The 22,540-nt window shown below is 40.2% G+C and carries 19 protein-coding genes; 16 read left to right on the plus strand and 3 right to left on the minus strand.

The features are described 5' to 3' along the window. The first annotated feature begins 1 nt into the window (after position 1). From rlmD to FYJ75_RS03615, 11 genes are all read left to right on the plus strand, one after another. Positions 2 to 1,702, plus strand: a complete 1,701-nt coding sequence (gene rlmD / locus FYJ75_RS03565) for a 23S rRNA (uracil(1939)-C(5))-methyltransferase RlmD (protein ID WP_154428938.1) — start codon at positions 2 to 4, stop codon at positions 1,700 to 1,702. 265 nt (positions 1,703 to 1,967) lie between these two features. Next, the gene (locus tag FYJ75_RS03570; RefSeq protein WP_154428940.1) at positions 1,968 to 3,422 is read left to right on the plus strand and encodes an ISLre2 family transposase; all 1,455 of its coding nucleotides are present in this window, start codon (positions 1,968 to 1,970) and stop codon (positions 3,420 to 3,422) included. A 402-nt stretch (positions 3,423 to 3,824) separates the two neighbouring features. Next, positions 3,825 to 5,372, plus strand: a complete 1,548-nt coding sequence (locus FYJ75_RS03575; protein ID WP_154428942.1) for an ATP-binding cassette domain-containing protein — start codon at positions 3,825 to 3,827, stop codon at positions 5,370 to 5,372. A gap of 1 nt (position 5,373) precedes the next feature. Continuing rightward, positions 5,374 to 6,216, plus strand: a complete 843-nt coding sequence (locus tag FYJ75_RS03580) for an amidohydrolase family protein (protein ID WP_154428944.1) — start codon at positions 5,374 to 5,376, stop codon at positions 6,214 to 6,216. A 1,345-nt stretch (positions 6,217 to 7,561) separates the two neighbouring features. Beyond that, entirely contained in the window at positions 7,562 to 8,845 is a 1,284-nt protein-coding gene (locus tag FYJ75_RS03585; protein ID WP_154428946.1) for a serine/arginine repetitive matrix protein 2, read from the plus strand. Then, positions 8,846 to 9,334: a replication initiator protein A gene (locus tag FYJ75_RS03590; RefSeq protein WP_154428948.1), complete on the plus strand. Its 489-nt coding sequence runs from the start codon at positions 8,846 to 8,848 to the stop codon at positions 9,332 to 9,334. Between the two features lie 2 nt (positions 9,335 to 9,336). Continuing rightward, the gene (locus FYJ75_RS03595; protein ID WP_154428950.1) at positions 9,337 to 10,137 is read left to right on the plus strand and encodes an ATP-binding protein; all 801 of its coding nucleotides are present in this window, start codon (positions 9,337 to 9,339) and stop codon (positions 10,135 to 10,137) included. Next, entirely contained in the window at positions 10,118 to 10,408 is a 291-nt protein-coding gene (locus FYJ75_RS03600) for a hypothetical protein (protein ID WP_154428952.1), read from the plus strand. The genes FYJ75_RS03595 and FYJ75_RS03600 overlap by 20 nt, the downstream gene beginning before the upstream one ends. Positions 10,409 to 10,503: 95 nt before the next feature. Then, positions 10,504 to 10,788 (plus strand): helix-turn-helix domain-containing protein, encoded by a 285-nt coding sequence (locus tag FYJ75_RS03605; protein WP_235906997.1) that lies wholly within the window; start codon positions 10,504 to 10,506, stop codon positions 10,786 to 10,788. Positions 10,789 to 10,869: 81 nt separating this feature from the next. After that, positions 10,870 to 11,727, plus strand: a complete 858-nt coding sequence (locus FYJ75_RS03610; protein WP_154428954.1) for a KilA-N domain-containing protein — start codon at positions 10,870 to 10,872, stop codon at positions 11,725 to 11,727. Beyond that, the gene (locus FYJ75_RS03615; RefSeq protein ID WP_268878578.1) at positions 11,720 to 13,414 is read left to right on the plus strand and encodes a recombinase family protein; all 1,695 of its coding nucleotides are present in this window, start codon (positions 11,720 to 11,722) and stop codon (positions 13,412 to 13,414) included. The genes FYJ75_RS03610 and FYJ75_RS03615 overlap by 8 nt, the downstream gene beginning before the upstream one ends. A gap of 132 nt (positions 13,415 to 13,546) precedes the next feature. Here FYJ75_RS03615 and FYJ75_RS14930 read toward each other — a convergent pair whose 3' ends face one another. From FYJ75_RS14930 to FYJ75_RS03625, 3 genes are all read right to left on the minus strand, one after another. Next, the gene (locus FYJ75_RS14930) at positions 13,547 to 13,651 is read right to left on the minus strand and encodes a hypothetical protein (protein ID WP_456300124.1); all 105 of its coding nucleotides are present in this window, start codon (positions 13,649 to 13,651) and stop codon (positions 13,547 to 13,549) included. After that, complete coding sequence (locus FYJ75_RS03620) at positions 13,603 to 13,992, minus strand: CNNM domain-containing protein (RefSeq protein ID WP_331467433.1); 390 nt, start codon at positions 13,990 to 13,992, stop codon at positions 13,603 to 13,605. Before FYJ75_RS03620 ends, FYJ75_RS14930 begins: the two co-directional genes overlap by 49 nt. Positions 13,993 to 14,118: 126 nt before the next feature. Further along, positions 14,119 to 14,961, minus strand: coding sequence for an AraC family transcriptional regulator (locus FYJ75_RS03625; protein ID WP_154428956.1), 843 nt, complete (start codon positions 14,959 to 14,961; stop codon positions 14,119 to 14,121). 169 nt (positions 14,962 to 15,130) lie between these two features. Here FYJ75_RS03625 and FYJ75_RS03630 point away from each other — a divergent pair, with 169 nt between their 5' ends. Genes FYJ75_RS03630 through gtfA form a run of 5 tightly spaced genes read left to right on the plus strand, consistent with a single transcriptional unit; the run spans position 15,131 to position 22,440 of the window. Further along, positions 15,131 to 16,432, plus strand: coding sequence for an ABC transporter substrate-binding protein (locus FYJ75_RS03630; RefSeq protein ID WP_154428958.1), 1,302 nt, complete (start codon positions 15,131 to 15,133; stop codon positions 16,430 to 16,432). Continuing rightward, a complete protein-coding gene (locus FYJ75_RS03635; protein WP_154428960.1) occupies positions 16,429 to 17,304 on the plus strand; it encodes a carbohydrate ABC transporter permease in 876 nt (291 codons plus the stop codon). Before FYJ75_RS03630 ends, FYJ75_RS03635 begins: the two co-directional genes overlap by 4 nt. Then, positions 17,301 to 18,143, plus strand: coding sequence for a carbohydrate ABC transporter permease (locus tag FYJ75_RS03640; RefSeq protein ID WP_154428962.1), 843 nt, complete (start codon positions 17,301 to 17,303; stop codon positions 18,141 to 18,143). The genes FYJ75_RS03635 and FYJ75_RS03640 overlap by 4 nt, the downstream gene beginning before the upstream one ends. 21 nt (positions 18,144 to 18,164) lie before the next feature. Then, on the plus strand, positions 18,165 to 20,972 hold the full coding sequence (locus FYJ75_RS03645; protein WP_154428964.1) for an alpha-galactosidase: 2,808 nt from the start codon (positions 18,165 to 18,167) through the stop codon (positions 20,970 to 20,972). Further along, positions 20,962 to 22,440, plus strand: a complete 1,479-nt coding sequence (gtfA, locus tag FYJ75_RS03650) for a sucrose phosphorylase (protein WP_154428966.1) — start codon at positions 20,962 to 20,964, stop codon at positions 22,438 to 22,440. The genes FYJ75_RS03645 and gtfA overlap by 11 nt, the downstream gene beginning before the upstream one ends. Positions 22,441 to 22,540: the final 100 nt, after the last annotated feature.

A 22,540-nucleotide genomic window follows, 5' to 3' on the forward strand; every position in this document is an offset into this window, starting at 1 on the left:
TATGAATAAGAACGATTGTTTTAAATTAAAAATTACAGATATGGGTGTGGATGGGGAAGGAATCGGCAAATACGATGGCATGACCTTTTTCGTAAAGGATGCATTAATCGGAGACGAAATCCTTGCGCGTGCACTGAAGCTGAAAAAAAATTACGGATATGCGAGGGTGGAAGAGATTCTGACACCGTCGCCATACAGGGTAGAACCAAAGTGCCCGATCCACAGACAATGCGGAGGCTGTCAGATTCAGGCACTTTCCTATGAGAAACAGCTGGAATTCAAAGGGGAAAAGGTGCGGAATAATCTCCTGCGGATCGGTGGATTTTCGGAAGAAGAACTGGATCAGGTCATGGAACCAACGGTTGGCATGGACGAACCATACCGCTATCGCAATAAGGCACAGTTTCCTGTTGGAAAAGATAAAGAAGGCAATCTGATCACCGGATTCTATGCGTCAAGAACGCATAGCATCATTCCGGTGACAGACTGCCTTCTTGGGGTATCTGAAAACGAAGAGATTCTCCTTGCTGTGAAAAATTATATGCAGAAGAACCACATCGAGCCGTACGATGAAAAGACCGGAAAAGGTCTCATCCGTCATGTTCTGATCCGTTTTGGATTCACAACAAAGGAAATCATGGTCTGTCTGATCATCAATGGCACAAAACTGCAGAATCAGAAGGACTTGATCGATGCTTTGACAAAGATTGACGGAATGACTTCTATCTCCTTTAATGTGAATACCAGAAATACCAATGTGATTCTCGGGGACAGAACGGAATGTATCTGGGGACAGTCATACATCACGGATTATATTCATTTGAGAGAAGGGAAAGATTTCACCACTACGGATACGGCAATCGCGTATCGGATCTCTCCACAATCTTTCTATCAGGTCAACCCGGAGCAGACTGAGAAACTATACAGTCTGGCACTGGAATATGCGGGACTTACCGGACAGGAAAGCGTGTGGGATCTCTACTGTGGAATCGGAACAATCTCCCTTTTCCTGGCACAGAAGGCAAAACAGGTCTATGGCGTGGAAATTGTGCCACAGGCCATTGAGGATGCCAGAAATAACGCCAGCATCAATGGAATCACGAATGCAGAATTCTTTGTCGGAAAAGCCGAGGAAGTGCTTCCGGAATTCTATGAAAGCCACAAAGGCAAAGATGACACCATGTCCCGCCCGGATGTGATCGTGGTCGACCCACCAAGAAAAGGCTGTGACCGCCTGTGTCTGGACACGATTCTTAAAATGCAGCCTGTGCGTGTAGTCTATGTCAGCTGCGATTCTGCAACACTTGCAAGGGATCTTCGCATTCTGTGCGACGGCGGGTATGAACTGAAAAAGGTCAGACCTGTGGACCAGTTCGCACATACGGGGCATGTCGAGAGTGTTGTTCTTTTGTCCCAACAAAAAGCGGATGATTATCTGGAAGTAGAGATCGACTTGGATGAGCTTGATGCTACTAGCGCAGAGACTAAGGCTACATATGAAGAAATTAAGAAATATGTTGCAGAGCATAATGATGGGATGAAGGTATCTAACCTTTATATTGCGCAGGTGAAGAAGAAATGTGGAATTGAGCTAGGACAGAATTTTAATTTGCCTAAATCTGAGAATGCTAAGCAACCACAGTGTCCGAAAGAAAAAGAGGATGCTATTGTGGAGGCATTGAAGGCGTTTCAGATGATATAATATCTATATGCACTTAGCCTTAAGTGCTTGTTTAATATACAACACCCCTGTAGATGCATGTCAAGGTTTTACACCTTTACATGGTTCTGCAAGGGTGTTATTTCTATTGTTAAATATGGAAAAATGAAAATAAAATAGAACATGGTATTGCTAAGCTGATAGGGTAAAGTTTTTGTAGGAATAACTTAAGAATAAAAAGAAGAAAGCATCCTTCTGTGTTAGGATTTAAGGTGACGAAACCAAGATCCAAAGGAGGGTGCTTTCTATGTCTACTAGTATACAATATTTTAACGAGGTTGGAATCAAAAGAATCGAAAAAATTTCCGAGGAATATCACACAGACCCAACAAAGATTGCCGAATACATTGAAGGGATTACATCCGTAGTAGTTGATTTCGGTCTTTCACTCATCTCGGAAGAGTGGAATTCTTTAGATGATATCTTGCATCAAAGGAGGGATACTCGACCTGAATGGCAAGTGGTAAGAACGGATGAAACTTCTCTAGGAACAAGCTTAGGTGTAGTCAGATATCATAAGACACTTTTCAAGAATAAGTTTACTGGTGAAAGAAGATATCTTCTTGATGAGTTACTTGGCGTTGAAGCCCATGCAAGAATGACGGAAGATGCAGAAGCTGCCATGCTCAGAGAAGCAGTTGATAGCTGTTATAGAAAAGGCGGGGAGAACGCCAGCATTTCAAACTTTGAAGTATCAAAACAAACGGTAATGAACAAAGTGCATGCATTGAGGTTTCCCACAGTTGTTGCACCATTCAAAAAGCGTAAATCAGAAGTGTTATACATTGATGCAGACGAAGACCATATTTCGCTACAATATCTTGAGCAAAAAGGTGATATAAAAGACTCTCACTCCAATACATTTATGCCTAAAATAGCATATGTTTATGAAGGTGTTGAAGCTAATGGTGATAGGAATAGTCTGCTTAATGTTAAATACTTTGGTGGGGGATATGAAGGCACACAAGGAGTAAAGGAACTATGGACAGAGATTTATGATTACATAGAATCAACATATGACCAGGATGTTTTGAAAAAGATATATATAAATGGGGATGGTGCTGAATGGATAAAAACAGGTGCTAAAATACATGCGAAAGCATCGTTTGTCTTAGATAAGTTTCATATGCATAAATACATCCTTGCAGCCACTTCACATCTGATGGATTCCAAAGATGATGCTAAAAAAGAAATATGGCGTGCGGTAAATAGCAAAAGCAAGCATCGAATGATGGCTGCATTCGAACATATCTTAGAAGTGACAGACTCCGAAACAAAGGCAAAAGCGGTAGAACGCTCCAGAGATTACATAGCATCTCATTGGTCAGCGATTATGACTGGCGTTCGAAACAGGAAAGATGAAATACATTGTAGTGCTGAAGGACATGTTAGTCATGTATTTGCAGATCGAATGAGTTCACGACCATTGGGTTGGTCTCGAACAGGGGCTGATAAAATAGCCCGTCTGAGAGTGTATCAATTCAATGGCGGAAATATGTTGGAGCTTGTGCGCTATCAGAAAGTGTGCTTACCTAAGGCGGCTGGCTGTGAAGAAAAAAATATTTCTTATGCAGATATCCAGGCATCATTGAGCCACAACAAAAGAGAATTGGGAAAGGTGGCAGATTTACCATGGTATTCCATCCCATATCCACAAATCAAAAAAATCGCTAGTTTGAAGAATCATATATGGGGATTGTAGAATGAGCGTAATTGAAGTATATTAATTGTGTCAGAATCCTGACATTCATAGGATGAGTCTATTCTTCAATTCCTACAGTAAATTTACGCTATCTGCTAAGCTAGTTTGGGTTGACAACATATAAATATAGTGCTACCATAGGCATAGATTTTAGAGAAAGAGCACATTTTATGTGTATGGTGAGGAAATGAATAATAGATAGTTTAATTTAGGTGAAACAAATAAGAAGTTGATGCTGCAGAGGCAGTCTTATTTGTGTACGCTTAATTTAGATTATCGCATAGTTCATTTTCTTTTTAATTTCGTGATATGAAATTTAATAAGGATAAATTTGTGTGTGAGTCTGTATTTGCGTATGCAAGTACAGACTTTTTTGCTTCTGTCAAAAAGGGAGTGAAGTATATGTTACAAATAAACGGACTGAATTTAACACATAAAAAAGACTTAAGGATAATATTGGACAAGTTTGACCTTGTATTAAACTATGGTGATAAAGCTGCAATCATAGGTGAAGAAGGAAATGGTAAATCAACACTTATGAAATGGATATATAATCCAGAAATTGTGGAAGATTATATTGAAGCAGAGGGGACGAGAATACTTGGAAATGAAAGACTTGGTTATCTGCCCCAGGAGCTTCAAGACAAGGATAAGGAAAAAAGTCTATATGAATTCTTTTCAGAAATGGACTGTTTTTGGAATCAGACGCCAAAGGATTTGGGAGAATATGCAAACAAATTTGGAGTGTCTGTAGACTTTTTCTATAGTGAACAAAAGCTTGTAACACTTTCTGGAGGGGAGAAGGTAAAGGCTCAGCTTATGAAATTACTAATGCAGGAACCAACTGTACTTTTAATGGATGAGCCCTCAAATGATATTGATATTGCCAGTCTTGAGCTTTTGGAAAAAATCATAAATGAGTGGCAATACATCGTACTTTTTATATCACATGATGAGACATTAATTGAGAATACTGCAAATATGATTGTCCATATTGAGCAGATTCAGAGAAAAACAAAATGCAGGTATACTGTTGCAAAGATGGGATATAGAAAATATGTGGAAGAAAGACTCAATGCTTTTGAAAAACAGGAGCAGCAGGCTTTAAGCGACAAACGTGAAAAGCAAATCAGAGATGAGAAGTATAGACGAGTTTTAGATAGTGTGCAGCATGCTTTAGAGGATTGCTCAAGGCAGTGTCCTTCAGTAGCAAAAAATCTAAAGGATAAGATGCATACGGTAAAGTCTATGGGGAAACGATTTGAAAAAGAAGATGAAAATATGACACAGATGCCAGAACAGGAGACTGCGATATTTTTTAAACTTGGAAGTGAAACATCAAAAATCCCTGCAGGAAAAACAGTTGTAGAATACAGCCTGGACAAATTATATACACCAGATGAGGATAGGATATTATCAAAAGATATTGTTTTAAATATCAAAGGCTCGGAAAAAATATGTATAGTTGGTATGAATGGTGCAGGGAAAACTACTCTTTTAAGAAAGATGGCACAAGACCTGTTAAACAGAACTGATATCAGAGCAGAATATATGCCGCAAAATTATGAAGATTTATTAGACTTAAATATGACACCAGTGGATTTTTTGGATAAAACAGGAGAAAAGGAAGAAAGAACAAAAATCAGAACCTATCTTGGCTCATTAAAATACACGGCAGATGAGATGGATCATCCAATCAGAGAGTTGTCAGGAGGTCAAAAAGCGAAAGTTCTCTTGCTTAAAATGAGTATGTCTGAGGCAAATGTGTTGATATTAGATGAGCCCACTAGAAATTTTTCTCCTTTATCAGGGCCGGTTATTAGAAAAATGATACAGGAATTTCCCGGTGCTGTAATCAGTATTTCGCACGACAGAAAATATATAAAAGAGGTATGTGAAAAGATATACGAATTAACCGTTGATGGACTTAAACAAAGGGAGATGGAATAGGATGATTGATTGGACAAATATAAAAAAGATAGATGCACATATACATTTAATGCCATCAGATGTTATTGAGGCAAATAAAGAGTATGGTGGTAACTTTATAGATTTTGGAGATGTGGAAGATTATCTCAAAATAATGGATAAATATAATATTGAGTCAGCATTTATAATGCCGTTTAATGATCCATACATGTTATCTATGGATTTTAATGTATGTACCGTTCATAATAATTTGCTTGATATGTGTGGCAAAGCAAAAAATAGATTGTTTTGCTTTGCCGATATCGATATCAGAAATGATATAGAGAAGACAATTCAAATATTAGAAGATGCAGTGAGAAGGGAAGAGGTATTAGGCGTGAAAATACATGCAGCAAATACCAGTTATCCGATTGATGGCATATATTATGATGAGATTTTTAAATGGGCAAATAAAAATAATATTTTAGTTGAGATACATTCGTATCCAAGAACACACCTTATGGATGATATGTGTTCTCCGACTAGAATAAAAAATATTATAAAAAAATATCCGAAGCTACGTATGTCAATTGCTCATATTGGAGGCTTCCAATATGAAGAGTTAACTGACCTTGGACTGTTTTTTAATATTTCTGCTATTTTGCCAGATTTGGTAGACAAGTACGGTATTGCTGGTACAAATAAAATCTTAAGAAGATTAGATGTAGAAAAATTAGTATTTGCTACTGATTATCCTGATAATCGTAAACTTGAACCTATCGAAATATATGACAAATATTTTGAAATTCTTAGTCAAATGGACTTTTCAGAGGAAGAAGCTGAGAAAATATGCAGGCTAAATGCATTAAAAATGATTAATAAATGACATAAAACGTCTAGAAATATAGGTATCTTATTATGTGGAAATCGCATAATCAGATGCCTTTTTTTATTTTTCAGAATCTAAATGAGTTTACACCTTAGCTTGTGTTAAATCCATGTATAAGTCGTTCTAAGCTTGGGACTTTTTATCCCAAGGCACATCTATTAGCTTATGTTCCAGTGGCTCAGAAGCTTTCTAATTATTTTTGAATAATCGTGAATTTTTCATTTTTTAAGCTATTACCTGGATGCAAGAAAAAATAAATAAAAAGGAAGATTAAGAGTTTTTGTTCCCATATTCCCTATGTAAGGTTGAAAAAGTTGGCTCTTCATTAGTATGTGTGGTATAGAAAATCGGCTCAAAGCCGCTTAGGTATTAAAAAAGCATATGGGCTCTATTATGATTTTTTTTCCTAAAAAAATCGTAAAGGAAAGAGTCCCATATGCTTAACAAAAATTCTATCATGAATGGACTTCTTTCTTCTGCTTCGATTAGGGTATCTGATATTGAATTCAGCCGCAAGGGTTCAAGCACCACTCCGTGGAAACCCTTGTCCCTAAATTCAATACCAGATGGAAAGTAATCAAGCAGAATAATGGATGAGTGTGTTGCCAGAGGCAGCTACACGCTCACACAAACTGATGATGCCTCAAAAAGTTTTGTAAAAAAGTGCAACGAAAGGAAATTTTCTTCCCATATGCATTTTGTAAAGGGTTAAGAAATTTTGCTTAGTATCTGTAATCACGAATTCTAGGCTCCAAGTACTTAATAGTAAAAACTTTATAAATTTTTTGCTTGTATTTAGTAATCAGGATTTTTTCAACCCAAATGTAGTGTAGAAAGATAAAAATTTCTGCAATCAGATTTTTCATGTCCCAAGTACTTTATGAAAGGAAAATTTGTAATCACCTTTTTTTGACCCTAAGTACTTTATGAAAGGAAAAATCTGAAAAAACTGCAGATGCGTCTGTTCAATCGCCTATGTGAATTATGTAAGTAGGGAGATTGGCTGATAGACCAGTATTGCAGTGAAAAACTTTTGTGCTGCGTGAAGGTATTAGGTGGATATGTTACCAAATACAGTTCAGATAGGCACAAAAGGAATTGCACTATAACTTGCTTCCCGGGAAAAGCAAGTTGTAGTGAGTGGATTTTTTGAGCCCGTCCAGGGTGCAACCTTGGCCCAGGTTTTGTCAACATCGTTGACAAAAAGAAGTGATGTGCACGTCACTTCGTACTGGGTACTATCTGGCGGAGGTAATGCCTGTTCCGTTCGCAGAGGTGTCTGCGAACCCATTGGTTGTGAAGCCAGATTAACAGAAAAATTTTACAGTGAAAGGAGTGCGCAATGAAAGCGACAAGACACAATGGTCGAAGTGGAAAGCACGGCTCCTACAATCCTAAGCATAATGATAGGCAATTTGATATTTCACATAGTGAGCATATAGATGGAGAGTTGGCATTACAGAATGTGTATTGGGATTGTTATGGAGGGAGACGTACTTCCGCTGAAACTCCAGAAAATGATGAGAGCTTTGAGGAAGTTGAGCTCAGATTTTATCACGATAATTATCAGGACTCTGTTAATGGACAGAATTATAGAAATGAATGCAATGGACATTCTGAGAGAAATCGTTCTGTGGAGGAAATCTATCGTAATAAGAAAACATGTCCTGAAGAAAGCATTTTGCAACTTGGCAATATTGATGGAAGTGTAAGTGCAGAAACACTAATGAATGTTGCAGAAACATTTTTTGAGCAATTTAACGAGCGGTTTGGAGAGCATGTCCATATTCTTGATTGGGCGCTACATGTGGACGAAAAAACACCGCATATCCATGAAAGACATGTATTCGATGCATTAAATGCACACGGAGAACTAGCACCACAACAGGATAAGGCACTTGAGGCACTTGGAATTGATCTTCCAGATCCAAATAAACCAAAGAGTAAATCCAATAATCGAAAGATGGTATTCGATGCAATTTGTAGAGATATGTTTTTATCCATTTGTGAGGAGTATGGGCTTTCTGTGGATCGAGAACCGACCTATGGTGGCAAGAAATATCTTGACAAGCAGGATTTTATAATTCAAAATCAGCAGACTCGGCTGGCAAATATTGCAGATCAAGTGGCAGACAAAGAAAAAGATTTAGAAAAGGCGAATGTAGAGTTTGCTGCTATAGATACGATTATGAATTCAATCGCATCATCCATCTATGACAGTACTTGTAGCGTTGTAGCTGAAGTGGTTACTAGGGATGTGCTGAAGAGGAGTATCGACAGTGCAAAAGCTGCGAAGGATGAGGAAGAGCGTACAAGCTTTTATTCAAGTTATGAAAAACAAGCTATGGGAAGTTTGCTGAAAAGATTTATCAATCGAGTTGAGCAGACAATTGATGATGTTGTTTATAGGGTAAAATGCAAGTTTTCACAAGATGACAATAGGAGCAAGAATATACAACTTGTGCAACAAAAAATGTGGAGAAATTTGGACCGTCTAGCAGAGTCTGGACCTCATGATTATGAAATTTGCTATGGAAATGAATTGAATTATAGCGACATGGGAAAGGTCGGTTCCAAAACACAGGAGATAGCTCAACAGGTTGTTCGTAGAAGGAGGGGACGTTAATTGTCATTTGAAAAGAGAATAAATTATATCAAAAAGAATACGAAGCTTCCTTCGTATGTTCCACTTCCTAGTAGCATGATTGGGACAGGCCTTAGCTCATCTGCAATGATTTTATATGCAGAACTGTTAAATAGAGCAAGCCTGTCACAGAAAAATGATATGACGGATGAATTTGGAAATGTATATGTTATCTATCCTATTGATCAACTAAGTAAGCGTCTAAATTTATCAGAAACACAGATAAAGCGTTTGATTAAGGAGCTTGTAAATGAAGGCCTCTTGAAGAAGAGAAGCGGAGGATTTAATAAACCAAATCACTTATTTGTTATTCTTCCAGGGGAGCAAAAAGGAACTACTGGGGAGACCACAAATGGCACTACTGTAGGTGCAAAAAAGGCACCACTGACAGTACATAAAGGGCCTACTAACTACTATAACAAAACACTTGATGAAACTACTTATACATATGATGAAGGGGAGAGTTTTTAATTATGGAAAAGAAAAATACTTATTTAGGAAATGATGGTTTGCTCCATTGCACTGTATGTAATGAAGCTGTAGAAGTAAAATTTGATGTTCCTGTAATGGGAATCACAGGTCATGGCAGAATGTGTAAGTGCCAGAGAGAGTTGCAGAAGCAGATAGAGGAACGACAGAGACAGCAGGAGGAACATATTAAAAGAGACCGTTGTTTTCCAAGTTGTATCCAGCATGAATGGACATTTGAAAATGATAATGGTCGTAATTCCAAGATGCAAGTTGCTAAGAAATATGTGGCTAACTGGAATGAAATGAAGAAAAATGGCTTAGGGCTTTTGCTTTGGGGCTCTGTAGGCAGTGGTAAAAGCTATATGGCAGCATGCGTGGCAAATGAATTGATTAAGCAAGGAGCCGACGTAAAGATGACCAACTTTGCAACCGTATTAAATGATTTATTCAATTGCGAGGATAAGAATGAATATATTAGATCCTTATGCAGATATAGTCTTTTGATTTTAGATGATTTGGGAATTGAGCGTAATACGGAATATTCTTTGGAAAATCTATTTAATGTGATTGATGCCAGATATGTGTCAGGAAAGGCGATGATTATTACAACCAATTTAAATTTAGAGGAATTGAAGAATCAGAAGCAGCTTAGCTTAAAGCGAATTTATGACCGAGTACTGGAGCGCTGTATTCCAGTATGTGTTTCAGAGAATGATTTTAGAAAAGATAATAGGGTGGAAGCAAAGGTCAAATTTGGAAAGATAATTAATGGGGGCAAGATGGATGAAGAAAAATATGAATAGAGCAATTAATGAAAAATACTTTAATGATCCAGTACAAAATGCAGCATTTATTTGTTGTATTGATGTTCTTGCTGAGCTGGTGGAAAAGTATGGAGACAAGGTGTTAGATACTATTTCAGATGGTGTGAATTCTAGTAATGTTTGCGACTATATTTTTATTGCAAATGGAATGTCTGTATTATGTGAGGCTGAGAAAATAACAAACGCAGATATTTTAAAAGCATATGTTCAGGTAGCTTACGCTAATGGACTAATTGCAAAAAGTGCGTAGTGCCTAAAACACAAATTGACACACTGTGGGTTTAATGCTATTATTGTGACAAATATCAAAATGGCACAGATGTAAGTGTGGAGTTGGAGGCAACTATGATTAATACATTAAAAGAAGCGTTAGAGCGTATCAATGAGCTGGAAGCGGAAAATAAACAGTTACTATCAGAATTAGAGTATTACAGGAATAGAAATTATGGAGGTAGAAAGAAACATAATGAAGCGTGGATGACTGCTTATAATGATTTTGTTGTGAAATATGAGGGTGGTATGACTATTATGGAGATTGTGGCTGAAAGCGATATTAGTAGAAGGACAGCATACCGATATAAAGCCTATTATGACAAGCTAAAAGATGCGGGAAAAAAATCTTCTATATGATAGTTTAAACCCGTCGAATTCGACGGGGTAAGAAGTTAAGGTTATAAATTGTGACGTTAAAATTATTGGAGGATGGAATGTATGGCAGAAAATATAAAAAAGGAAATAATTCATGCAAATGGATTTGACATTCGTATTTTCACAACTGATTTTGAAAATGAATATTTATCACTTACCGATATAGCAAAATATAAAAGCAATGATCCTAATGATGTTATTAAGAATTGGATGAGAGGTCGAGAGACATTGGAGTTTCTTGGATTATGGGAAAAGTTACATAATTCTGATTTTAAACCCGTCGAATTCGACGGGTTTAAAAGTGAAGCAGGACTTCATGCTTTTACTATGTCGCCTACTAAATGGATTGAGGGAGTAAATGCTATTGGTATAGTATCAAAAGCTGGAAGATATGGTGGTACTTATGCACATTCGGATATTGCATTAGAGTTTGCTTCATGGGTATCGGCAGAGTTTAAGCTGTATATTATGAAAGACTACCAACGGTTAAAAAAGGATGAAAACAGTAGATTATCTTTAAATTGGAATCTTAATCGCGAGATTGCAAAGTTGAATTATAAAATACATACGGATGCAATAAAAGAAAATCTAATTCCGCCAGAGCTGACAATGGAGCAGATTTCATATAAGTATGCGAATGAAGCAGATTTGCTAAATGTTGCTTTGTTTGGCGAAACAGCAAAACAATGGCGCGAAAAGAATCCTGAGATTAAAGGCAATATTCGAGATGAAGCAAATTTGAATCAATTATTGGTTCTTGCAAATATGGAAAGCTATAATTCGATTTTGATTGAACAAGGGAAATTGATGTCTGAACGTTTGGTGCTGCTAAGAAATCTGGCAGTGAAGCAGATGAGTACATTATCCTCCGCATGTTTGGAGGATATAAAGAGATTGCCAGGAGGGGATAAAATTGACTAAAAAGCGAAAGTGTTACATATATACACGTGTATCAACGGCTATGCAGGTTGATGGATATAGTTTGGATGCACAAAAGGAAAAATTAAAAAAGTATGCAGCATATGAAGAAATGCAAATTGTTGGAGAGTATTCAGATGAAGGTCATTCAGGAAAGAATATAGCTGGAAGACCAGAATTTGTAAGAATGTTAGAAGATATTGAGGATGGCAAGGACGAGGTTACTTTCGTCCTTGTTTTCAAATTATCGAGATTTGGACGTAATGCTGCAGATGTATTAAATTCTTTACAGCTAATGCAGGATTATGGAGTGAACCTTATTTGTGTTGAGGATGGGATTGACAGCTCAAAGGAATCTGGGAAGCTCATGATTTCCATTCTTTCTGCTGTAGCGGAACTTGAACGTGAGAATATTCTTGTTCAAACAATGGAAGGACGTAAGCAGAAAGCTAGAGAAGGAAAATGGAATGGAGGTTTTGCTCCATATGGCTATAAGCTTGAAGATGGAGAACTTATTATAGCAGAGGATGAAGCAGAGACTATAAGAGTTATATTTGATAAATACATTCATACAAATCTAGGAGCTAATGGAATTGCAGAGTATTTGAATACGCATGGTTACAAAAAGAAAAAGCGTCAAAATAATACATTAGATGCATTCGCACCATCATTTATAAAAGGCGTTCTTGATAATCCAATTTATATGGGGAAGATGCCTTATGGAAGACGCGCGACAGAGAAAATTCCAGGAACAAGAAATGAATTCCATGTAGTAAAGCAGGATGAATATTCGCTTTATGAAGGAGCTCATGATGCCATCATTTCAGAAGAAGATTTTGCGTTGGCAAAACAGAAGCGCGTTGATACTGGAGTTAGATTTAAAAAAACACATAGCCTGGATCACGAACATATTTTATCAGGAATTTTAAAATGCCCGGTGTGTGGTGGCGCAATGTATGCAAACGTGAATCGAAAGAAGAAAAAAGATGGCACGTATTATAGAGATTTTTTCTATTATGCTTGTAAGCATAGAATAAGAATTGATGGACACAGTTGCGATTATCATAAGCAGTGGGGGCAGGATAAAGTAAATGCTGCAGTAGAAGAAGTGATTAGAAAAATGGTTAATAATCCAAAATTTCAGACTGCACTTAAGCAAAAAATAGGTTCTAAAATAGATACATCTGAATTGGATAAGGAAAAAGTTGTCTTAAATAAGCAATTACAGCAGGCTATAGGTGCAAAGAACAAAATTGCTGAGCAGATGGACAGACTTGATATTACAGATAAACATTATGACCGAAAATATGAGGATATGCAGAATCGATTGGATAAGCAGTATGATGAGATTTCATCATTAGAGGAAAAGATTGAATCAGTAAGTTTGCGAATTGATAACCTCCATAAAAACAAATTATCTGGGGAAGCAGTCTATCAAATATTGTTACAGTTTGATAAAATGTATTCAGAGTTTACAGATTTAGAAAAGAAACGATTTCTTAAATCATTTGTGAAGGATGTATTTGTCCATGAGCAGGAACTCCCGGATGGAAGATTTTTAAAGGGAATCAAATTCAGGTTCCCAATCTTTTATAATGGAGTTGAAACAGATCAACTTGATTTTGAAAGTTGTTGGGACAAAGAAACGAATGACGAGACAATAGTTGTACTACATCGGATAGATTTGTAAGAATCCTTGATTTGCGCGAAGGCAACGAGGAGAGTTCCAAGGAAACAACAGGCTACAAAGCTAAAAAAGGAGCTATGTATTGGCTTAAGGTCTGGGGAGGAATTGATAGTGAGAATGTCATTCCTTATGGAACTATACGTAGTGATGCAGAAGAGATTCATAAAAGAGAAGTTTGCGAGGGAATCTATTCAGCTGCTCCATGACCCAGCCACCGACAGAAACACTGTCCGATTCCAGCTTGACGTCAAAGAATTCCATAAAATCCTCCAAGCTGGCTGATCAGTCATTTTGCCGTTGATATAAAAATCCTTCTGATGAAGAACACCGAAAATCAAAACAACGATTGTTACGACCACTGTAGAAACCGTCGCACCAATATCACCGTAAAGCTCTACGAACAGAAGTGTGCCGATGGACGCCACCATGATATTCACGATATTGTTGCCGATCAGGATGGTGGAGATCAGTTTGTCGTAGTCTTCGGACAACTTAAGTGCCAGTGCTGCCCGTTTGTTTCCATTGTCCGCCAACACCCCTTTAGGCGGGTCTTGTTTAGGGACGAGAACGCCGTATTCCATGCAAAAGGCATGGCAGCAAGCTTTTGAGTACTGTAGTCCTTAATATATAGGAAGTAGAGAAGTGTTTCGTTTAATCAGATGATGGATGATATTAAATCAGGAAAAGATGGAGTAGCTTATCTAGTGTTACTTGTTCTGTTTTCTCCATTCCCGAGGGGAAACACCATAAATATTTTTAAATGCACGGGAAAAATGAAGCTGATTTTCGTATCCGACGGCAGAGCCGATATCTGCGATGGACAGGGAAGTCAGCTTTAATAATTCCGTTGCCTTTACCATTCGGTAGTTCATAAGAAATTCCTGTGGGGAGCGACCGGTCGAGTTGCGGAAGATTTTTCCGAAATAACTCCGGTTGATGCCACATACCGCAGCGATATCTTCAATCGAAATAGTATTCTGAAAATTCTGTTCCATATAATTGATCGCTTCTTTTATATAATAATCACTCATGCGCCCACTGGAGATCAGCGTTGCTGACTTTGCCGACTGCAGCAGATAATCCAAAAACAGATACAGATGCCCGATCAGATGGAAGGAGGATTCCTGCGGATGATTGACGATATAAAGCATTTCATCGGCAAGTTTTTCCCGTAATTCTTTGGAATGGGAATGATAAACGGGCGCGTCTTTGCACAAATCTGTGACACTTAAAGCCTCTTTTACACGTAAGCCGTCAAATTCGATCCACATATATTCCCAGGGAAGCTGTTTATCGGCAATGTAAGTGTTGATCTGACCGGGAAAAATAATAAATCCCTGTCCGCTTTTTACGGAATAGGTCTGTGTATCTCCTTTTGTATTGTCTGCCATAAGCGTTCCGGTTCCGGAAAGAACATAGTGAAACAGATAGTGGTTGCGTGTTGCAGGTCCGAAAGAATGACCGGGATCACACTGTTCGTATCCAAACTGATACATGCACAGATCAATAAAATTTTCATTTGGAAAAATATTAAAAAATGTATTACTCATAAAACACTCCGTATATACCAAAATGCGATATTAGTATCTATTATAGCACAAAATATTGCATTTGGGTATAAAATTAAAAAAATATAGGTATTTAAGGACGCATAAAGGTATGTTATAATCAGATTATCAAAAAGGCAAGCGGATATATTTAAGAAAAGGAGAGAGGAATATGGCAAAAAGGAATATTTTCTGTGGTCTTGCGGCTGTGCTTGCACTTGGTATGTGTATGACAGGTCTTGCTGGATGCGGAAGCGAAAAAAGGGCGGATGGAAAAACGGAGATTGAAGTGGTTTCCTACAAACCAGAAGCAGTTAAGGCATTTGAAAAAATTGAAAAGCGGTTCAATGAAACACATGATGACATCCATCTGACGATTTCATCTCCAAACGAAGCAATGACTATTTTAAAGACACGTTTTATCAGGGAGGATTATCCGGATATCATCGCAATCGGAGGAGACAGCAACTATTCTAACTTTTTAGACGCAGACCTGTTTGAAGATATTTCCGATTTGGATGAGGTTCAGACCGTAAAACAGGCATATCTGGATATGGATAAGGAACTGGAGTTTATTCCAAAGGATGGCACGTATGCACTTCCATATGCGGCAAACGCGGCAGGAATTTTATATAACAAAGATCTGTTTGAGGAAAATGGCTGGAAAGTTCCGACCACCTGGCAGGAATTTACCACACTGTGTGATGAAATAAAACAGAGCGGAACACTTCCGCTGTATATGGGCTTTAAAGATACTTGGACCTGTCTGGCTCCGTGGAATGCGCTGGCAGTCGGACTTACCGATTCGGATACATACAATCAGGTAAATATGGGAAATACCACATTTTCCGATACGTATGGACCGGTAGCAGAAAAGATGCGTGCGCTTTTGGATTACGCCGAAAAAAATCCGTATGCATATGGTTACAACGATGCATGTACAGCATTTGCCCGCGGGGAAGCTGCCATGTATCCGATTGGAAGCTATGCGATTCCGCAGATTAAATCGGTCAACCCGGACATGAATATTGGCTCTTTTACATTTCCTGCAAATGATAACGAATCAGACAATGTATTAAATTCAGGAATTGATCTGCAGTTTTCCGTAATGAAAGCATGCAAAAATAAAGAGGCTGCATATGAAGTTTTAAAATATCTGTATGAAGATGAGACCATTCAGATTTATCTGGATGAACAGGGCGGAATTGCCTGCAAAGACGGGGATTTTGCAATTCCGGAAACACTCGAGGATATGCGTCCTTACATTGAAAACAACCGCATGGCAGATTATCAGGATCACCATTATCCGAGTGAGATGGGTGTGGATGCCATGATCCAGACGTTCCTGCTGGATACAAGCGACAATGCACAGGAAAAGTTTTTGACAAAATTTGATTCCGACTGGAAGCGCTACAACCGGGATCTGATTCGGAAAGTACAGGATTATCAGAAAGAACAGGAGGATGCACAATGAAAAAGAAAATGTCAAACAGGGACAAAACATTCTGGGCGGTTATCATACCGGTTGTAATCTTATTTTTTGCATTCAATACACTTCCAATGATCAAAGGTGTAATTTACAGTTTTACCAATTATAAAGGATATGGAACGTACGATTATGTCGGATTCCGGAACTATGCAGATCTGTTTACGGATTCCCGAGTGGGAAAAAGCTATTTGTTTACATTTAAATATGCACTGGCAGGAACCATTCTGGTAAATGTGTTAAGTCTGGTCATGGCAGTCGGCTTAAACAGTAAGATCCGTTGCAAAAGTGCACTGCGTGGTATTTATTTTGTACCGAATATTTTAGGAGGACTTGTCATCGGCTATATTTTTAGTTTTATTTTTACTTACATTCTTCCAACTGTGGGAAATGTGTTTCATATTGGATTTTTACAGAACAGTATTCTTGCAAGTGAAAAATACGCATGGATTGGTGTGCTGATTGTTGGTGTATGGCAGGCAGTTGCCATGAATACCATTATTTATATTTCTGGTCTGCAGACTGTACCGGAGGAAGTCTACGAGGCGAGCATGCTTGACGGAGCCAGTAAATGGAAGCAGTTCTGGAAAGTAATATTTCCACTGGTGATGCCGTTTGTGACGATTAATCTGGTACTGAGCACAAAGAATTTCCTCATGGTATTCGACCAGATTATGTCATTGACCAAGGGAGGTCCGGCACAGAGCACTGAATCCATCTCTTACCTGATTTATAAAAATGGTATGGATGGCGGACAGTTTGGATTCCAGAGTGCAAATGCAGTCATTTTCTTTATTGTGATCGTGGCGATTTCACTTTTCCAGATGACAGTCATGAATAAGAAGGAGGAGCAGTTATGATGAAAGAAAAACAGAAAACAAACTGGGTACTTACGATTGTTCTGATTTTGGGGACGGTTACGGTATTTTTCCCGCTGTATATGGCAGTGATCATTGCGTTTAAGAAACCGAGTGAGATGACAAACGATGTGGCGGGTGCACTTTCTTTCCCGAAACAGTGGAGTTTTGAAAACTTCCGTCAGGCAATGGAAGTGACCGATTTCTGGCACTCTCTTGGAAACAGTTTACTGATCACACTGGTAACAATCGTACTGGCAATCCTGATCCACTCAATTGCAGGCTACGTGATCGGACGCGGCATGGCAAGAAGAAAAAGTTTCCGATTTATCTATCTGTATATTGTCAGCGGAATGTTTGTTCCGTTTTCCATCTTAATGATGCCTCTGGTAAAGCAGACGGCGCATATGGGACTTGGAAACCGCGCGGGTGTCATTCTGTTGTATCTGGTATTTTATATGCCAATGAACGTCCTTCTTTACAGTGGGTACTTAAAAAATATTCCGATAGCACTCGAAGAAGCAGCAGATATTGATGGGGCAAGTACCTGGACGACTTACTGGAAAGTGGTATTCCCGATGATGAAACCGATGCATGCGACGGTTGCGATCCTGACAGCCCTTGGAACATGGAACGATGTTATGACACCGCTTGTGATCATGTCCGGAACAGGACAGAATACGCTGCCGCTTGCACAGCTTAACTTCCAGACACAGTTTGGAACCAATTACAATCTGGCATTTGCCTCCTATATTCTGGCACTGATCCCGATCCTGATCTTTTATATGATCTGTCAGAAACAGATTTTGAATGGTGTGGCAAACGGTGCAGTCAAAGGATAAGAATAAAATGAGGTGACTTATATGGCAATTATATACAATCCAAATAAAAAAATATTTACCCTGTATACGGCTCATACAGCTTATCAGATGCAGGTTGATCCACTGGGATATCTGCTGCATCTGTACTACGGAGAAAAAACAAACAGTTCCATGGATTATGTCTTAACTTATGCAGATCGCGGATTTTCCGGAAATCCTTATGCAGCGGGCATGGACCGCACCTATTCGCTGGATGCGCTGCCACAGGAGTATCCGTCCCTTGGCACCGGGGATTACCGCAATATCGCACTGAATATCAAAAATGAAAAAGGGGTGGAAAGTGCGGATCTGCTTTTTAAGAGCTATGAGATCCGAAGTGGCAAGTATCAGTTACAGGGACTTCCGGCTGTCTGGGCAGATGAAAACGAAGCACAGACACTGGAAATAGTCCTTGCAGATGAAAACGCACAGGTTGAAGTGCATCTGCTGTATGGTGTTCTGGAAGAAAACGATATCATTACAAGGAGTGTCCGGATTAAAAATACGGGAACCGGGCAGATTACGATCGAAAAGGCAGCGGCAGCCTGTCTGGATTTTGTACAGGGAGATTTTGATGTCCTGCGGTTTTATGGAAAACATGCCATGGAGCGCAATCTGGAACGCACACCGCTGGGACATGGAACCATTGCGTTTGGCAGCCGCAGGGGAACATCCAGCCATCAGTATAATCCGGCAGTGATTCTGGCAGAAAAAGGGACAACGGAGACCGCAGGAAGCTGCTATGGAATGCTGTTTGTATACAGCGGAAATTTCTCCTGTGAGGCAGAAAAAGACCAGTTCAACCAGACGCGCCTGCTTCTTGGATTAAATGAAGAACTGTTTTCCTACCCACTCGCGGCTGGAGAAACCTTTACGGTGCCGGAAGTCATTTTATCCTATTCGGCAGATGGATTGTCTGCATTGTCGCAGCAGTATCATAACTGCATCCGCAACCATGTGTGCCGCAGCAAATATGTCCATATGCAGCGTCCGGTACTGATCAACAGTTGGGAGGCAGCCTATTTCGATTTTACGGGAGATACGATTGTGGATCTGGCAAAAGAAGCCGCTTCCCTTGGAATTGATATGGTAGTAATGGATGACGGCTGGTTCGGGAAAAGAAATGATGACAATTCTTCCCTTGGGGACTGGCAGGTCAACGAAAAGAAACTGGGGGGCAGTCTGGCAGAGCTTATTGCCCGTGTGCATGAGCAAGGCGTGAAATTTGGCATCTGGATTGAGCCGGAGATGGTCAATGAAGACAGTGATCTGTACCGGGCGCATCCGGACTGGGCAATCCAGATTCCGGGGAAAAAGCCGGTGCGCTCGAGAAACCAGTTACTGCTTGATTTTTCCAGAAAAGAAGTGCGCGACTGTGTATTTGACCAGATCTGTGCCGTGCTCGATCAGGGAAAAATTGATTATGTCAAGTGGGATATGAACCGCAGCATGGCAGATGTTTATGCCGGAAATCTTTCCTATGATTATGTGCTTGGTGTCTATGATTTCATGGAGCGTTTGTGCAGCCGCTATCCGGATCTTCTGCTGGAGGGATGCAGCGGTGGCGGCGGCAGGTTTGACGCAGGAATGCTTTATTATTCCCCACAGATCTGGTGCAGCGACAATACTGATGCGATCAACCGCACAAGAATTCAGTACGGAACGTCGTTTTTCTATCCGGTTTCCGCAATGGGGGCGCACGTTTCGGCGGTGCCGAATCACCAGACGGGACGGGTGACAAGTTTCCATACCCGCGGGGTGACGGCGATGGCGGGAACCTTCGGTTATGAATTAAACCCGGCGCTTTTATCGGATGAGGAAAAGCAGCAGATCCGGGAGCAGATAAAAACGTATAAGAAGTATGAAACGCTCATTAACGAGGGAACGTACTGGCGGCTGTCTGATCCGTTTACAGATGAAATTGCGGCATGGATGTCGGTATCAGAGGAACAGGATCATGCACTGGTAAGTGTGGTGCGTCTTATGGCTGAGGCAAATCAGGCGACCGTTTATGTCCGCCTGCGTGGGTTAAAACCGGATGCTGTGTATCTGGAAGAACAAAGCGGCAGACAGTATTCCGGTGCGGCACTGATGCATGCGGGAATTCCGCTTCCACCGTTTACCGGGGAATATGAGGCGTATCAGTTTGCCTTTACCGAACTGAAAGAGGCGGGAAGATTATATGAAAAAGTGCAGAAATGGTGTGATAGAAATGCAGAAAAACGCATGGTCATCAGCATTTACGGTGGTTCCGGTTCCGGAAAAACAACACTTGCAACAGCATTGCAGCAGTACTTTTTAAATGACGGAACGGGTTGTTATCTGCTCTCTGGCGATGATTATCCACACCGGATTCCAAAACGCAACGATGAAGAACGGATGCGTGTGTATAAAGAGGCAGGGGAAGACGGACTGCGTGGATATCTCGGGACAAAGAAAGAGATTGACTTCGACCGGATCAATGAAGTGCTTGCGGCATTTCATGAGGGAAAAGATTCGATTACATTGCGGCATATGGGACGGGAAGATGGCGAGATTTCATTGGAAGAAACCGATTTTTCCGGAATATCCGTATTACTTCTGGAGTGGACACACGGAGGCAGTGACGATTTACATGGTGTGGATCTGCCCGTCTTTCTGGAAAGTTCTCTGGAGGAGACAAGAGAGCGGCGCATCCGCAGAAACCGCGATGAGAATGCCGCAAGTCCGTTTATCTGCCGCGTGGTAGAACTGGAACAGGAAAAGCTTGAGGTGCAGCGTAAAAATGCAGGGTTGATCGTTGGAAAGGACGGAAATGTTTATGAACAGTAAACCGATGCTCAATGCATATCCAGACAGTCTTGGAGGAAATCTTGGGAATATCGTAACATTGCTGAAAACGGAGGATTTACAGGATGTATTTTCTTCTTTTTATATTCTGCCGAGCCTGTACCATTCCGATCTCGACCGGGGATTTTCCGTGATCGACTATGACCTGAATGAGCAGCTTGCCAACAGGGAGGATCTTGACCGGTTAAAGAATATGGGAATTGATCTGAAACTCGATTTTATTTTAAACCATGCTTCCGCACAGTCCCCGCAGTTTCGGGATCTTGTGGAAAAAGGGGAGGCTTCTGCGTACCGCGATTTTTTCATCGATTGGAACCATTTCTGGGAAGGGCATGGAACCATGACGGAGGAAGGCTATATCCAGCCGGATGAAAGCTGCCTGAAGCAGATGTTTTTCCGCAAACCCGGGCTGCCGATCCTGATGGTGGAATTCCCGGATGGAAAAAAAGTGCCGTACTGGAATACCTTTTATCAGGAAGTGCATGGCAGACAGTATCTGGGACAGATGGATGTAAACATCCAGTCACCAAAAGTGTGGGAGTTTTATCGTGAAACACTGGAAAAAATAGCCTCTTACGGTGCGGCGATTGTGCGGCTGGATGCCTTTGCCTATGCACCAAAAACACCGGGAAAGAAAAACTTCCTCAATGATCCGGAGACGTGGGAACTTTTACAAAAGATCCATGCACTGGCAGAACCTTTGGGACTTACGCTTTTGCCGGAGATCCACGCAGCGTATGATGAAAAAATATATGAGACACTTGCAGAAAAAGGCTATGCAACCTACGACTTTTTCCTGCCGGGACTGATCATTGATGCAATTGAGAACCGGCGGGGAACGTACCTTGCGGCATGGGCGAAGGAAATTGTGGAAAAGAAGATCCCAACGGTCAACATGCTCGGCTGTCACGATGGCATCCCGCTTCTGGACTTAAAGGGGCTGCTTCCGGAAGAGGAAATCCAGTCGTTAATTGAACGGATCGTATCCCGCGGAGGCATGGTCAAAAATTTACATGGCCAAAAGAATCTGTATTATCAGGTAAATGCCACATATTACAGTGCATTGGGTGCGTCGGACGAAAAAATGCTTCTGGCGCGTGCTATACAGATGTTTATGCCGGGCAAACCGCAGGTCTGGTATCTGGATCTGTTTGCTGGTAAAAATGACCATGAAGCGGTGCAACGTGCGGGAGAATCCGGACATAAGGAAATCAACCGGACAAATCTTTCCACTGATCAGATTGCGGAAGGTCTGAAAAAAGATGTGGTTCAAAAACAGCTTGCGTTAATCCGCATGCGAAATACCCATAAGGCATTTTCGGAAGGCGCAGAGGTAGCAATCTCCGGAGGGGAGAGGGCTCTGGAAATCCGCTGGGAATATAATAGTGCATTTGCAGCATTATATGTAAATTTTGAATCAGGAACATATACAATAGTAGAAAGCAGATAGTTAAGTTGGGCTGTCGATTGTACATGAAACCTAAACTTTATAATGGAAATAATCATAGATGAAACAAGCCACATAGGGATAATGCTCGGTGGCTTGTTTT

Origin of the sequence: Roseburia porci (genome assembly GCF_009695765.1) — a bacterium.
Lineage (GTDB): Bacteria > Bacillota > Clostridia > Lachnospirales > Lachnospiraceae > Roseburia > Roseburia porci.

Coding starts and splice junctions, on each gene's coding strand:
- FYJ75_RS03635 (WP_154428960.1), top strand. CDS start 16,429: ATGAAAAAGAAAATGTCAAACAGGGACAAAACATTCTGGGCGGTTATC.
- FYJ75_RS03595 (WP_154428950.1), top strand. CDS start 9,337: ATGGAAAAGAAAAATACTTATTTAGGAAATGATGGTTTGCTCCATTGC.
- FYJ75_RS03620 (WP_331467433.1), bottom strand. CDS start 13,992: ATGGAATACGGCGTTCTCGTCCCTAAACAAGACCCGCCTAAAGGGGTG.
- FYJ75_RS03575 (WP_154428942.1), top strand. CDS start 3,825: ATGTTACAAATAAACGGACTGAATTTAACACATAAAAAAGACTTAAGG.
- FYJ75_RS03585 (WP_154428946.1), top strand. CDS start 7,562: ATGAAAGCGACAAGACACAATGGTCGAAGTGGAAAGCACGGCTCCTAC.
- FYJ75_RS03645 (WP_154428964.1), top strand. CDS start 18,165: ATGGCAATTATATACAATCCAAATAAAAAAATATTTACCCTGTATACG.
- FYJ75_RS03625 (WP_154428956.1), bottom strand. CDS start 14,961: ATGAGTAATACATTTTTTAATATTTTTCCAAATGAAAATTTTATTGAT.
- FYJ75_RS03580 (WP_154428944.1), top strand. CDS start 5,374: ATGATTGATTGGACAAATATAAAAAAGATAGATGCACATATACATTTA.
- FYJ75_RS03630 (WP_154428958.1), top strand. CDS start 15,131: ATGGCAAAAAGGAATATTTTCTGTGGTCTTGCGGCTGTGCTTGCACTT.
- gtfA (WP_154428966.1), top strand. CDS start 20,962: ATGAACAGTAAACCGATGCTCAATGCATATCCAGACAGTCTTGGAGGA.
- FYJ75_RS03610 (WP_154428954.1), top strand. CDS start 10,870: ATGGCAGAAAATATAAAAAAGGAAATAATTCATGCAAATGGATTTGAC.
- FYJ75_RS03600 (WP_154428952.1), top strand. CDS start 10,118: ATGAAGAAAAATATGAATAGAGCAATTAATGAAAAATACTTTAATGAT.
- FYJ75_RS03640 (WP_154428962.1), top strand. CDS start 17,301: ATGATGAAAGAAAAACAGAAAACAAACTGGGTACTTACGATTGTTCTG.
- FYJ75_RS03605 (WP_235906997.1), top strand. CDS start 10,504: ATGATTAATACATTAAAAGAAGCGTTAGAGCGTATCAATGAGCTGGAA.
- FYJ75_RS03570 (WP_154428940.1), top strand. CDS start 1,968: ATGTCTACTAGTATACAATATTTTAACGAGGTTGGAATCAAAAGAATC.
- rlmD (WP_154428938.1), top strand. CDS start 2: ATGAATAAGAACGATTGTTTTAAATTAAAAATTACAGATATGGGTGTG.